The sequence below is a fragment of the Sphingomonas aestuarii genome (assembly GCF_054457155.1).
On record NZ_JBTKVV010000002.1, the window covers coordinates 524,805 to 537,669 of the forward strand.

Consider the following 12,865-nt stretch of genomic DNA (forward strand, 5'->3'; position numbering starts at 1 on the left):
TCCTCCCCTTGTGCGGGCGTGCCGAACCGACGCGATTCTTGGTGTCGCGAACTTGCTGGCGATGCCCGTATCGTCCACCCCTTGACCGATGCGTGGCGGGGGCTGCCATTTGAATATGCCGATGGCCCGGGCGCGACCATAATTGGACATACGTATTCAATTTTATGCACTAGACCGGTCGAAAACACAGTCGAAACAGCGGTTTTTCTTACCTTCCGCTACGGCAGGCGCAGGGACCGGATGGCACGGCGTGCGATTGACGCCGCCGCGAAGCTGGGGTTGGTTCGCGGCGCAGCATCGATCGGCGGGACGACATCGCCGACGGCGCGCAACACGGGGAGGATAAGTTCGCGATCATGGCGCGCAAGGTGACATCGTTCGACATCGCGCAAGCCGCGGGCGTTTCCCAGCCAACGGTGTCGCGCGCGCTGTCGGGCAGCACCCGCGTATCCGACGCGACGCGCAAGCGGGTCGAGGCGATCGCCAAGCGGATGAACTACCGCGTCGACAAGGCCGCCTCCAATCTGCGCACGCGTCATGCGCGCACGCTGGCGCTGTTGATCTTCGAAGACCCGACGCCGGATGAAAGCGCGATCAACCCGTTCTTCCTGTCGATGCTGGGGTCAATCATGCGCGCATGCGGCGCGCACGACCATGATTTGCTGGTGTCGTTTCAGCAGATGTCCGCCGACTGGCACACCGATTATGAAGACAGCAGGCGCGCCGACGGGCTGATCCTGCTCGGTTACGGCGATTACGAACTCTATCGCAGCCGTATCGAATCGCTGGTCGAACAGGGAACGCATTTCGTGCGCTGGGGTGCGGTCAGCTCGGACCCGGCGAACCTGACCATCGGTTGCGACAATCTGGGTGGCGGCGAGGCAGCGACCCGCCATCTGATCGCGCACGGGCGCCGTCGGATCGCGTTCCTCGGCTCGGCGGATTCGCATTATCCCGAATTTCACGACCGGTATCGCGGCTATCTCGCGGCGCATCAGGCGGCGGGCATCACCCCCGATCGCGGGTTGCAGGTCGATGCGATCACGACCGAAGCGGCAGGTCAGGTGGCAGCGGCAACGCTGATTGACAGCGGCAAGCCCTTAGACGCGATCCTGGCGGCGTCCGACCTGATCGCGCTGGGCGCAATGCGCGCGCTGGCCGCGTCGGGCATGCGTGTGCCCGAGGATGTCGCGGTGGTCGGCTTCGACGACATTCCCGCCGCGACCCAGGCCAATCCGCCGCTCACCACCGTGATGCAGGACCCGGCACTCGCCGGACGCACCCTGGTCGAGACGCTGCTGGGCCGCATCCGCGAACAACCGGTCGAGGGGCAATTGCTGCCGACCCGCCTCGTCGTCCGCCAGTCGTGCGGCGCGAGCCTTTTCTAGAGGACGACGACGATGGACATGCAACCGGCCATCAAGCCGCGCCAGGGGTTCTGGGGACTGTGGAACATCAGCTTCGGCTTCTTCGGTATCCAGATCGGCTTCGCGCTTCAGAATGCGAATATGAGCCGCATTTTCCAGTCGCTGGGGACCGGGATCGACGATCTTGCGATCCTGTGGGTGGCGGCACCGTTGACCGGATTGCTCGTCCAGCCGGTGATCGGCCATTACAGCGACCGGACCTGGGGGCGCTTCGGTCGGCGGCGACCCTATTTCTTTGGCGGCGCGATCTGCGCGGCGCTGGCGCTGGCGGGCATGCCAAATGCGCCGACCTTGCTGGTCGCAGCGCTGCTACTCTGGGTGCTCGACGCCGCGCTCAATGTATCGATGGAGCCGTTCCGCGCCTTCGTCGGCGATATGCTGGGCAAGGATCAGCATACGCAGGGCTATGCTTTCCAGACCGCGTTTATCGGTGTGGGCGCAGTGATCGGATCGGCGACGCCGTGGCTGCTTGATGCCTGGGGCGTGAGCAACGTAGCGGTGGCAGGGGGCGTGCCGGACACAGTCCGCTACAGCTTTTATTTCGGCGGCGCGGTGCTGCTCGCGGCGGTGTTGTGGACGGTGTTTACGACCCGCGAATACTCACCCGAACAACTCGCGCGTTTCGACGGTCGCGAGGGTGTAGAGCACGCCCCTGCTCCCGTGCCGCCCGCCGCGACTGCGGGCGGGCTGGCCTGGATTGGTGGCGGTGCGGCGATCGCGGTGCTGGTTGTGGCTGCGGGGCTGGAAAAGGAAATTTATCTGCTCGCTGTGCTGGTCGCCGCTTACGGTCTCGCGCGGATCGTCGCGGGCGCGATGGCGGCACGGGGGAAAGACGATAACCTTCTAACCCATATCGTCGGCGATTTCGCGGGAATGCCCGACATCATGAAAAAGCTGGCGCTGGTTCAGTTCTTCACCTGGTCGGCGCTGTTCATCATGTGGATCTACACCACGCCGGTCGTGGCACAGTATGCGTTTGGCTCGGCCGATCCAACCTCCGCCGCCTATAACGAAGGCGGCAACTGGGTCGGCATCCTGTTCGCCATGTATAACGGCGTCGCCGCGATCTTCGCTGCCTTCTTCCTCCCCGCCATCGCGCGCCGGCTGGGGAAGGTGCGGACGCATGTCGCCTGCCTGATTGCCGGGTCTGCGGGCTTCGCCAGCTTCCTGTTCATCCGCGATCCGCAGTGGCTGCTCGTGTCCGAAATCGGCATCGGTATCGCCTGGGCGTCGATCCTCGCCATGCCCTATGCGATCCTTGCCTCGACGCTGCCGCAGCACAAGCTCGGCATCTATATGGGGCTGTTCAACGTGTTCGTGGTGTTGCCGCAATTGCTGGTGGCGACGATCATGGGGACGATCGTGCGGACGTTCTTTCCTACCGAGCCTGTGTGGACGATGGCGTTCGCGGCGGTGGTGCTGTTGCTGGCGGCGGGAGCGATGTTGCGGTTGCCGAGGGATATCTGAGTTAAAATTCCTCCCCCACTGGGGGAGGGGGACCATCCGCGGGATGGTGGAGGGGGTTTGCCGCGAGCGATGCCTTGCGTGGCACCCCCTCCGTCAGCGCTACGCGCTGCCACCTCCCCCGATGGGGAAGGACCTAAGCGGTATCGAACTTGTCGGCCTTGCGTTTGCCCATCAGCAATCCGCCCTCCAGCTCGACCCGCAACGCCGCATAATAAGCCTCCAGAAACAACCGGTCGTCGCCCCAGTCGGTGCGCCCCAATTTGCCCCGGATCGTCGCCGCCACCGCCTTGATCGCCGCCGCGTTGTTTTGCCGCAGCACCGCTTCCAGCTTGTGCAGTTCGAACGTTCCGTACACCGCCAGTTCGTCCGCGCTGAAGCTCGGTGCATCGCCGTTCGCTGCCACTGCGTCGATCAGGTCGATGCCGATCTTGCGCCGCTCATTCTCGACCACCCACGTCCCCGCAACGATGTCGCCGGCGCGCAGCCGGTCGCGGTTGAACAGCGGCAGAAACAGGAAGATCGCCGCCCAGGCGAGTCCGAAGCTCAACGTGCCCGAACCGCCTCCCTCGGCCATCGCTGCGGCCAGCATCGTCAGCGGCAGCATCAGTTCGACTTCGCGCATCATGTTGCGCGCGACCACCGCGCCGGTGGTCAGCCGCCCGCCGTCGCGGGCGACGACGCGCAGCTTGACCAGCCTTTTGCCAATGGTCGCGGCGCGGGGTCCGCTTTCGAACGCGATGAAATACAGGTTGCGGATCGCGAAGAACCCCAGCAGCCAGATCACCGCCGCGACCGATTGCGCGTTCCGGTCGCTCAACACCGACACCACCGCCCAGGTCAGCAGCCCCAGCGTCACCAGCATCAGCAACAGGTCGACGATCAGCGCCCCCGCGCGCGCCGATGCGCCTGCCAGCCGCACGTTGAGCACCACGCCTTCGGGCGTGACGAGCGCACGGTCGAGCGTGCGGGAGAGCCTATTCGCGCGCGCCACGCCGCCCCCCGAAGAAATAGACCAGCCACAAGGCGAGCATGACGATGCCGATGGCGTAGCGCGGCACGTCCTGCGAGATGAGCTGCCGCCCGAATCCTTCTAGCAACCCCGCCACCAGCATCATCCCCACCACGCCGACCATCACCTTGGCGGCGCGCCGCCCCGCTTCGGATGCCGCCGCCATCCGCGCCCGGCTTCCCGGAAAGGCGACCGCCCGGCCGATGTGCAGCCCCGCCGCGCCCGCCAGCAGAATCGCGAAAATCTCGGTCGTGCCGTGGATCATCAGCCAGCCGGTCAGGCCGTATCCCAGCCCGTGCGGCACGAACGCGGCATAGAATGCGCCCAGCATCGCGCCGTTCGACGCGACCAGAAACAGGGTCGGGACCCCGAACGCAAAGCCCAGCGCGAACGCCAGGATCGCGATGCGGCTGTTGTGCGTGAACAGCATCGTCGCGAACACTTCCAGCCCGCTTTGCCCCGGTGGATCATAGAGCGAGGCGCGCAGCGTCTCCGCGCTCGCCTCCATGTCGCGCCCGGCGGCGAGCGACGGATCGACCATCGCCCCGAACCATTCGGGATCGGCCGTCACCAGAAAATAACCCGCCAGCGCGCTGGCGAAGAACAGCGCGGCGATCACCAGCAGCTCGGGGACGATCCCGCGTACCGCCTGGGGCAGTCCGGAGCGGATAAACTGTTTGAGCTTCACCCCGATCGGCTCGCGCGCCGAGTAAAGATTGAAATAGGCGCGGGTGCTCAGCCCCTCCAGATAGGCGATCAGCGCCGCGTCGAGCGAGGTTTCGCGCGCGATCGACAGCGCCGACAGCGTCGCGCGGTACAGACGCGGCAGGTCGCTCAGGTCGTCGTCGGTCAGGCGGCGGGCAGACCGCTTTTCGACGCGGTCGAGCAACGCTTCCAGCCGCGCCCAGTCGGCTTCGCGCTCGGCGCGGAAATGCCGGATGGCGAACAGCGGGCGGGTGTTGGTCATGCGCGTTCCCGCAAGCTGAGATAGCGATCGACCAGCGCCAGCGGCATCGCGTCGGGCGCCGCCTCGATCACGTCGATGCCGTGCCGCTTCAACCGTTCGATGACGATGCGGCGTTCGCGCAGCAATGTGATCGCGACATTGGCGCGCGTCACGTCGTCGGCATGATCGGGGCGGCGCGTGGCGATCGCCTCCAGCTCGACATCCTCGAACAGCACGAACAATATACGGTGACGGCGCAGCATCCGGCGTGCGGCGGCGATCATCAATTCGGCGCTGGTCGGATCGGTGAATTCGGTGAACAGCACGACGATCGAGCGCCGCTGCAACCGCTGGTCGAGCGTGATGAGCGACAGGGTGTAGTTCGACTCCTCCGAGGCATAATCGATCTCCGCCGCCGCCCTGTGCAGCGCCGCGAAACCGCGCGCGCCATTGACGCTGCCGCTGTCTACGCGCGGGCGGCCGCTGAACGAGAACAGTCGCACCGCATCGCCGCTTCGAAGCGCCACGAATGCGGAGAGCAACGCCGCCGATACCGCGCGATCGACGCGCGGCACGTCACCCACCGGATCGCTCATCGCGCGCCCCGCGTCGACCGCGAACACCAGATTGTTGGCGCGCTCGGTGCGATATTCGCGCGCAAGCAGCGAAAGATGCTTTGCCGACGTCTTCCAGTCGATCGCGCGGCGTGCCATGCCCGGCTGAAATTCGGTCAGCGCCTGAAACTCGTTGCCGTCTCCCGCCTCGGGCCGCATCCGCAGGCCATGCTGCTGCGAGCGGAGGAATTGTCGCATCCCCTGATCGCGCACTGGCCCCAGATCGGGGACGATCGCGATGCTGCCTTCGCCACCCACGCGCTTCTGCCGCCAGGCAAGCCCCAGCGGCCCCGACCGCCGCGCCCAGACATTCGCCAGCCGCGCCGATCCTCGACGGGCGGCCCGGAACGCGTTGCCGCCATCGGGAATCGCGGGCGCGCCCAGTTCGACGGCAAAACCGGTGCCCGCCGACGTGCCGCCCGCGAGCGACGGGCGCAGTTCGAACCGCTCGCCGACGCTGACCGCATTCGGCATATCGACCTCGATCCCGCCGCCGATCGGGCGCGCGAGCAGCGCATCGACCGCGAACAGGATCAGGATCAGCCAGACCCACAGCAATGCGAATACCCAGCCGCCCGGCGCCGCGACGCCGACCAGCAGCGCCACCGGCGCCGCCACGGCGGTCAGCACGACCGCGCGCTGGGTGGGATAGATCAACGCGGCGCTTCCGTCGCTTCGACCAGTTGCGCGACGATATCGTCCACCCGCCTTCCGTCGATTTCCGCGGTCGGCGACAGGATCAGCCGGTGACGCAGCAGCGCAGGGGCCAGCGCCTTCACATCGTCGGGGATCACATAATCGCGCCCCTCCAGCGCCGCCGCCGCGCGCGCCGCCCCGGCCAGCGCCGCCGCCGCGCGCGACGATGCCCCCGACGACAGGTCGGGATGGTCGCGCGTCGCCCGCACCAGCGCCACGACATAGTCGATCACCTCATCCGCCAACCGCACGGTCGCGACCGTGCCGATCGCGGCGGCGATGGTGGCAGCATCGGCGACCGCTTTCACACCGCTTTCCTCGGGCCGCGGTGTGCCGCTGCGCGTGCCGTATTGGGCGACGATCGCGCGTTCGGATTCTGCGTCGGGATAATCGACCGCGACCTTGAACAGGAACCGGTCGAGCTGCGCTTCGGGCAATGGATAGACGCCCTGTTGCTCGATCGGGTTCTGCGTCGCGATCACGGTGAACCGGTCCGACAGCCGCTCGGTCCGCCCGTCCAGCGTGATGCTGCGTTCCTGCATCGCCTCCAGCAGCGCGGCCTGCGTCTTTGGCGGGGTGCGGTTGATCTCATCCGCGAGCAGGATTTCGCAGAAGACCGGGCCACGCGTCAGCTCGAACTGGCTGGTCTGGAAATTGAACAGGTTCGATCCGATCAAGTCGCCAGGCATCAGATCAGGGGTGAACTGGATACGCCCGAAATCGAGGTGCAGCGTCCGCGCAAAGCTCTGCGCGAGTAGCGTCTTGGCGGTTCCCGGCGGTCCTTCGAGCAACACATGGCCCGCCGACAACAAAGCGATGGTCAGGAACCGGACCGTGCCCGCCTGGCCGACCACCGCCTTGGCGATCTCGCCGTCGATCCGCGCGCCAAGCGCCTGGACGTCTTCAACCTTCATCGCGTCATATCCCTTTGCAGATCGTTCAGGTCGCGCGCCGCTTCCAACAGCTCGCTTTCAGTGCGCGCATGGCGCAACCGGTGGTCGATATGGGCATAGCCCGGCGCGCGCGCGTCGAGCCAAGCGGTCAGCGCGTCGTCGCTCAGATCGGGCGGCGCATGCAGCCGTTTCGCGATCCGCTCGCGCACCGCATCGGCGTGGCGCGCACCGCCCCCGGTCACCCGCCGCGCGGCGCGGGTCAGCGCGGCGATATTGTCGATCAGCGCGCTTCGCCCGAACGCGACCGCGCGGGCTTCCCTGCGCACCGGGCCGAAGCGATTGGCGCTCGCAAAACCGGCCAGCATCGCCGCGGCGAACACCGCGATCGTCACTGCGAGGAAGGGCGGCGTGAACATCAATTGCACCAGATTGCGCTCCGCCCCGCCGCGGGGAAGCGTCATGTCGAACGCGATGTCCACCGGACCCGACAATGCGGACATCTGCGCGAACTGCCGGATCGCCGCCACGGCATTGGCGGATGATTTCATGCCGATATTGTTGATGAGGTCGGGGTCGGTCATCAGATAGACTTCGCCCGGATGATCGGTCAGCACGATGATCGCGTTGCGCGTTTCCTGGTCGTCGAACGGGTTGTGGGGGGTCGCCTGTACCGTTGCGGGTAACACGAAGCCTTCGGGTGCCAGCACTTCCGCAGGGCTGGTGCGGCCGATGGGAAAGGTCAGCCCGCCATCGACAAGGGGCAGGATGTCGGCGACGGCAGCGACCGGCAACAGGCCGTGGCCCTCCGCCCAGTTGCGATTGCCCTCCAGCGGGGCCACTGCCCATTTGGGCAGCACGATCAGCGTCGCCAGTTCCGAGGAGGAGCGATAGTCGATGATCTCGGCAATCTGTTCCCTCGTGGTGTCGATGCGCGGCGTCAGGATCAGCAGCCCCGGATGGTCCCAGTCGGCAGTCGCGTCGTCGTCGTCGCCCGCCAGTCCGGTGCGCTCGATAATCCGTCGCAGTCCCGCAAAGCCGATGCCCGCGCGCGATGTCGCGCTCGGGTGGATCGGGTTGGCCGGCGTCAGCGCATTGCCGAAACCGCTCATCAGCAGAAACCCGATCAGCAGCACCACGCCCGCGCCGATGATGAACGCCAAGGTGCGCGTGCCGAACGGGTTGGCGCTTACCTGATCCATCAGCCGCGCCCCAGCGCGAAGGCGGCATAGTCGGCGCGCGCCGCCTGCCAATCGTCCGCCGACAGGCGCTGGCCTGCGAAAATGCTGCGCTCCACCACCGCAGCAATGCGTGCGAACACGCCGCGCGCGGCGTCGGGCAGTTCGTCGGCTGCGGCAATGTCGCGCGCGGTCAGCGACGGGACCAGCGCGTGCCCGCGCCAGACCTCGATATCGTCGATGCTGCGGAGCAGGATGATATGGACTGCCCCGTCATAATCGCCCGCCGCTGCGCGTGCGTCGGCATCCGCCAGCAGCGCGCGGGCGCGGCTTTCCTCGGGCGTCCATTCGGGCGCGTCTTCCTCGGTCACGGCCTTGCGTCGCCGCATCCGGTCCAGCGCCCATTCGCGAAGCGGCGGGACCAGCGCGATCACCAGCACGATCACAGCCACCGCGATCAGCACCCAGAACAGGATTTGCCAAAGCGGCCCCATGCTCGCCAGCCAGTCGAACAGCCGAATCAACCAGTCGGGCGGCGGGTCGGGGGTTTCGGGCTGGGCCAGATCGAACTGGATCGAGCGGTCGGCACGCACCGCGTCATGCGCGGCGGTAATCGCGGCGGGATCGGCTTCGGGTGGCGCGGCATCCGCGCTTTCCTCCGGCAATCGACCCTGAAACGCCATTCACCCCCCGACCGTGCGGTCGCCAAGCGTTGGAGCAAATCAGGGCTTTGCACGCAATGGCTTTCACGCTTACCCTGTCGGGAAAGGGGCAGGCATGACGTTCGCATCATGACCGAAAGCCCGCCGAACAGGGACAAGGGGGGTCAAGCGTGATTCGTAGTTTCACCGCCACAGCGGCGATGGCCGCCGTGCTGGCCTTGGGAGCATGCGCCAGTCCGAACGCGGACACCCGATCGGCATCGTCATCGACCCCGCGCGCGAAGGGCACGCCGGTCGCGCGCGATCCCTATCCCAGCACCTACCGCGCCTTCCCGGGGGTGCCGACCCTCGTCACCAACGTCACGATCCTCGATGGCGAAGGCGGGCGGATCGACAACGGCTCGATCCTGTTCGCCGATGGCAAGATCGTTCAGGTCGCGCAAAATATTGCCGCACCGTCGGGCGCGACGGTCATCGACGGGCAGGGCAAGTGGCTCACCCCCGGCATTATCGACGTTCACAGCCATCTGGGCAATTATCCCTCGCCGGGCGTCGCCGCGCATTCGGACGGCAACGAAGCGACCAACCCGGTCACGGCAGAGGTCTGGGCCGAACATTCGGTCTGGCCGCAGGATCCGGGCTTCGCCCGCGCGCTCGCCAATGGCGGCGTCACCACGCTTCAGATCCTGCCCGGTTCGGCGAACCTGTTCGGCGGGCGTTCGGTGACGCTGAAGAACGTCTATGGCCGCACGGTCCAGGCGATGAAATTCCCCGGAGCGCCCTACGGCATGAAGATGGCGTGCGGCGAAAACCCCAAGCGCGTTTATGGCGGGCGCCAGCGGATGCCCTCCACCCGCATGGGCAACATGGCGGTCAACCGCGCCACCTGGGCCAAGGCGGTCGAATATAAGCGCAAATGGGTGAAATATGAGGAAAGCGGCGGCGAAGCGCCGGTCCGCGACCTCCAGATGGAAACGCTGCGCGGCGTGCTCGACGGCGACATTCTGGTCCACAATCATTGTTACCGTGCCGACGAAATGGCGCTGGTCCTCGATATGGCCAAGGAGTTCGGGTACAAGGTGACCGCGTTTCACCATGCGGTCGAGGCGTACAAGATCGCCGATCTTTTGAAGGCCAACGGTACCTGCGCCGCGGTGTGGGCCGACTGGTGGGGCTTCAAGATGGAGTCCTATGACGCGATCACCGAAAACCTCGCCATCCTCGAAAAAGAGGGCGCGTGTGGCCTCATCCATTCGGATGACGCGAACGGCATCCAGCGGCTGAATCAGGAAATCGCCAAGGTGGTGGCTGCCGCCAACCGCTCGGGCATGAACTTTTCCAAGGAACAGGCCTGGCGCTGGGCGGCGATCACCCCGGCCAAGGCACTCGGCATCGACGACGTCACCGGCTCGCTGCGCGCGGGCAAGATGGCCGATATCGTGCTGTGGAACGGCGATCCGTTCAGCGTCTATACCCGCCCCGACCGCGTCTGGGTCGATGGCGCCTTGCTGTTCGACGCCAACAACCCGCGCCTTCGCCCGGTATCCGATTTCGAGCTGGGCCAGCCCGGCGAGGGAGACGTGAAATGAGCCGCTTCAAATTGAAACTGGCCGCATTCCTTGCCGCTAGCGCCATTGCGCTGCCCGCCGCCGCGCAGGACGTGGCAATCACCAATGCCCGCCTCGTCATCGGTGACGGGTCGGGGCCGGTCGAGGGCGGAACCGTCGTCATTCGCGGCGGTCGCGTCGTCGCGGCAGGCACCGGCGTCGCCGTGCCTGCGGGCGTCCGCACCATCGACGCCGAAGGACGCTGGGTCTCGCCCGGCATCTTCGCCGGGTTCAGCCGCCTGGGCATCGTCGATGTCGACGGCGTGCAGGAAACCGACGACAGCCGCGCGCGCACCTCGCCGTTCAACGCGGCGCTCGACGTGGTGCCCGCGGTCAATCCGCGTAACCTGTCGATCGGCATCAGCCGGGCGGAAGGGCTTACCCGCGCGGTCGTTGCACCGCGCACATCGGGCGCGATCTTCGGCGGGCAGGGGGCGGTCATCGACCTTGCCGCCGATATGGATGCGGTCACGCGCCCGCGCGCGTTCCAGTTCATGGAATATGGCGAAACCGGCGCCAGCGCCGCAGGCGGCAGCCGTCCGGCGGCGTTCGCTTCGCTGCGGAACACGCTGTTCGAAGTCGCGGCCTATGCGCGCAACCCGGCGGCGTATCTCGACCGCGGCAAGGAATCGCTGCTGACTCGCGCCGATGCCGAAGCGCTGCGCCCCGTCGCCGAGGGCCGCGTGCCGTTGCTCATCCATGTCGAGCGCGGGTCGGACATGCTGACGCTGATCGACCTGAAACGCGAATTCCCACGCCTCAACCTCGTCTTCGTCGGTGCCAGCGAAGGCTGGACCGTCGCGCGCGAAATCGCCGCCGCACAGGTGCCAGTGATCGCCAGCGCACTGACCGACCTGCCCAACAGCTTCGAACAGCTGGGCGCGACCCAGTCGAATGTCGGGCGGATGAAGGCGGCGGGCGTGCTGGTCGGGATCGGCATGATCAACGACGACGAAACCCGCCAGGCGCGGCTGGTGAAGCAATATGCCGGCAATCTGGTGGCGTTGACCAGGGTGCCCGGCGCAACCGGCGTCGAATGGGGCGAAGCATTCGCCACGATCAGCTCGCGCCCGGCAGAGGCAATCGGCATGGGCGGCGAGTTCGGATCGCTGCGCGCCGGTCGCCGCGGCGACGTGGTGATCTGGGACGGCGACCCGCTCGAGGTCGGCACCGCGGCCCAACAGGTCTTCATCGACGGGGTCGAACAGCCGACGGTCGATCGCCAGGACCGCTTGCTACGGCGCTATCTCAACCCGGCGGAAGCGGCTTTGCCCAAGGCTTACGACCGGTAGTCACGATGCAAATTCGGATCGCCGCACCCCGACCCGTTCGTCCTGAGTAGCTATTGAGCGAAGCCGAAATAGCGTATCGAAGGATCGTCACCTGACGCCATCCTTCGATACGGGCTCCTTCGACTGCCCGCCAAGGCAGGCGCTCAGGACAGGCTTCGGCTACGCTCAGTCCCTACTCAGGACCAACGGGTCGGTGCTTGCCGGGAAGGGGTGGATTCGCCTTGACGTCCCCCTCAAGCCGCGTCGTTGGCCTCGGCCTTTTTCGGAGGCACCCGGAACCGGTTGCGTAGCGCGTTCGCCTCACCCTTGGCGCGCTGCATCGCCTCCACTTCGGTCTGGCGCAGCAAATTCTCCAGCACGCGGTTGAGGTGCGAGTGCATGGCGTTGCGCGCGGCATGCGGATCGCGGCGCTTCAGCGCGCGCAGAATATTTTCGTGATCGCGAAGCCGCGGGGCGATGCCGCCCTGGCGCGCCTTGCGCATCGCGATCAGCATCGGGCTGGTGTCTCGCATCTTCCACAACTGGTCGATCGCCGCGACAAAGGCCGGGTTCTGCGTCGCATCGGCGATTGTCATGTGGAAATCGCGGTCCGAATTCTCGCCGATGGTCGGCGTCGCATATTCGACCTGCATCGCCTCCATCAATTCTTCCAGCCGTGCGAGCTGGACATCGTTGATGTGCACCGCCGCCGCCGCGGCGATCTCGCCTTCGATCGCGCGCCGCGCCTCGACCAGTTCGAACGGGCCGACATCGTAATCGGTCGGTCCTGCGCTGGTCGGTTCGGTGCTGATGACATAGACGCCCGAACCGGTGCGAACCTCTACCAGCCCTTCGATTTCGAGCGCGATGATTGCCTCTCGCACGGTCGGTCGCGATACGTTGAATTGCTTGGCCAAGTCGCGCTCGGCGGGCATCCGCTGGTCCAGCGCATAGGCGCCGGAGGCGATCTGCTCGCGCAAATGCTCCGCTACCTGCTGGTATAACCGCCGCATTTCTGCCCCTCTCGCATGGCGTCGCTACGGGCGTGCTAAGTCATTGGCGACAAAACGCAGATGCCAGTACGGCGCAATTTACTTT

11 protein-coding genes are annotated in these 12,865 nt (G+C 66.4%); 4 read left to right on the forward strand and 7 right to left on the reverse strand.

What is annotated here, in order from left to right:
• The first annotated feature begins 356 nt into the window (after nt 1-356).
• Both ACX0GZ_RS05720 and ACX0GZ_RS05725 read left to right on the forward strand, forming a co-directional pair.
• On the forward strand, nt 357-1,388 hold the full coding sequence (locus ACX0GZ_RS05720; protein ID WP_458814259.1) for a LacI family DNA-binding transcriptional regulator: 1,032 nt from the start codon (nt 357-359) through the stop codon (nt 1,386-1,388).
• A 12-nt stretch (nt 1,389-1,400) separates the two neighbouring features.
• A complete protein-coding gene (locus tag ACX0GZ_RS05725) occupies nt 1,401-2,894 on the forward strand; it encodes an MFS transporter (protein ID WP_458814261.1) in 1,494 nt (497 codons plus the stop codon).
• A 133-nt stretch (nt 2,895-3,027) separates the two neighbouring features.
• On the opposite strand, the gene ACX0GZ_RS05730 is transcribed toward ACX0GZ_RS05725, so the two are convergent.
• The 6 genes from ACX0GZ_RS05730 to ACX0GZ_RS05755 are packed head-to-tail and all read right to left on the reverse strand — an operon-like array spanning nt 3,028 to nt 8,910.
• On the reverse strand, nt 3,028-3,885 hold the full coding sequence (locus ACX0GZ_RS05730; protein ID WP_458814263.1) for an RDD family protein: 858 nt from the start codon (nt 3,883-3,885) through the stop codon (nt 3,028-3,030).
• Nucleotides 3,869-4,870 (reverse strand): stage II sporulation protein M, encoded by a 1,002-nt coding sequence (locus ACX0GZ_RS05735; protein ID WP_458814265.1) that lies wholly within the window; start codon nt 4,868-4,870, stop codon nt 3,869-3,871. Before ACX0GZ_RS05735 ends, ACX0GZ_RS05730 begins: the two co-directional genes overlap by 17 nt.
• A complete protein-coding gene (locus tag ACX0GZ_RS05740; RefSeq protein ID WP_458814267.1) occupies nt 4,867-6,120 on the reverse strand; it encodes a DUF58 domain-containing protein in 1,254 nt (417 codons plus the stop codon). The genes ACX0GZ_RS05735 and ACX0GZ_RS05740 overlap by 4 nt, the downstream gene beginning before the upstream one ends.
• Complete coding sequence (locus ACX0GZ_RS05745) at nt 6,117-7,073, reverse strand: AAA family ATPase (RefSeq protein ID WP_458814269.1); 957 nt, start codon at nt 7,071-7,073, stop codon at nt 6,117-6,119. Before ACX0GZ_RS05745 ends, ACX0GZ_RS05740 begins: the two co-directional genes overlap by 4 nt.
• A complete protein-coding gene (locus tag ACX0GZ_RS05750) occupies nt 7,070-8,251 on the reverse strand; it encodes a hypothetical protein (RefSeq protein WP_458814271.1) in 1,182 nt (393 codons plus the stop codon). Before ACX0GZ_RS05750 ends, ACX0GZ_RS05745 begins: the two co-directional genes overlap by 4 nt.
• The gene (locus ACX0GZ_RS05755) at nt 8,251-8,910 is read right to left on the reverse strand and encodes a DUF4129 domain-containing protein (protein ID WP_458814273.1); all 660 of its coding nucleotides are present in this window, start codon (nt 8,908-8,910) and stop codon (nt 8,251-8,253) included. The genes ACX0GZ_RS05750 and ACX0GZ_RS05755 overlap by 1 nt, the downstream gene beginning before the upstream one ends.
• 152 nt (nt 8,911-9,062) lie before the next feature.
• On the opposite strand from ACX0GZ_RS05755, the gene ACX0GZ_RS05760 reads away from it, so the two are divergent.
• Together ACX0GZ_RS05760 and ACX0GZ_RS05765 are read left to right on the forward strand one after the other, a co-directional pair.
• On the forward strand, nt 9,063-10,478 hold the full coding sequence (locus ACX0GZ_RS05760; protein ID WP_458814348.1) for an amidohydrolase: 1,416 nt from the start codon (nt 9,063-9,065) through the stop codon (nt 10,476-10,478).
• 11 nt (nt 10,479-10,489) lie between these two features.
• Nucleotides 10,490-11,788, forward strand: a complete 1,299-nt coding sequence (locus ACX0GZ_RS05765; protein WP_458814350.1) for an amidohydrolase family protein — start codon at nt 10,490-10,492, stop codon at nt 11,786-11,788.
• A 233-nt stretch (nt 11,789-12,021) separates the two neighbouring features.
• Here ACX0GZ_RS05765 and ACX0GZ_RS05770 read toward each other — a convergent pair whose 3' ends face one another.
• Complete coding sequence (locus tag ACX0GZ_RS05770; protein WP_458814275.1) at nt 12,022-12,780, reverse strand: FadR/GntR family transcriptional regulator; 759 nt, start codon at nt 12,778-12,780, stop codon at nt 12,022-12,024.
• Between the last annotated feature and the right edge of the window lie 85 nt (nt 12,781-12,865).

Bases quoted from the DNA above. Each gene is read 5' to 3' on its own strand.
- ACX0GZ_RS05720 (WP_458814259.1), top strand. From the start codon at position 357: ATGGCGCGCAAGGTGACATCGTTCGACATCGCGCAAGCCGCGGGCGTT.
- ACX0GZ_RS05725 (WP_458814261.1), top strand. From the start codon at position 1,401: ATGGACATGCAACCGGCCATCAAGCCGCGCCAGGGGTTCTGGGGACTG.
- ACX0GZ_RS05735 (WP_458814265.1), bottom strand. From the start codon at position 4,870: ATGACCAACACCCGCCCGCTGTTCGCCATCCGGCATTTCCGCGCCGAG.
- ACX0GZ_RS05745 (WP_458814269.1), bottom strand. From the start codon at position 7,073: ATGAAGGTTGAAGACGTCCAGGCGCTTGGCGCGCGGATCGACGGCGAG.
- ACX0GZ_RS05750 (WP_458814271.1), bottom strand. From the start codon at position 8,251: ATGGATCAGGTAAGCGCCAACCCGTTCGGCACGCGCACCTTGGCGTTC.
- ACX0GZ_RS05755 (WP_458814273.1), bottom strand. From the start codon at position 8,910: ATGGCGTTTCAGGGTCGATTGCCGGAGGAAAGCGCGGATGCCGCGCCA.
- ACX0GZ_RS05770 (WP_458814275.1), bottom strand. From the start codon at position 12,780: ATGCGGCGGTTATACCAGCAGGTAGCGGAGCATTTGCGCGAGCAGATC.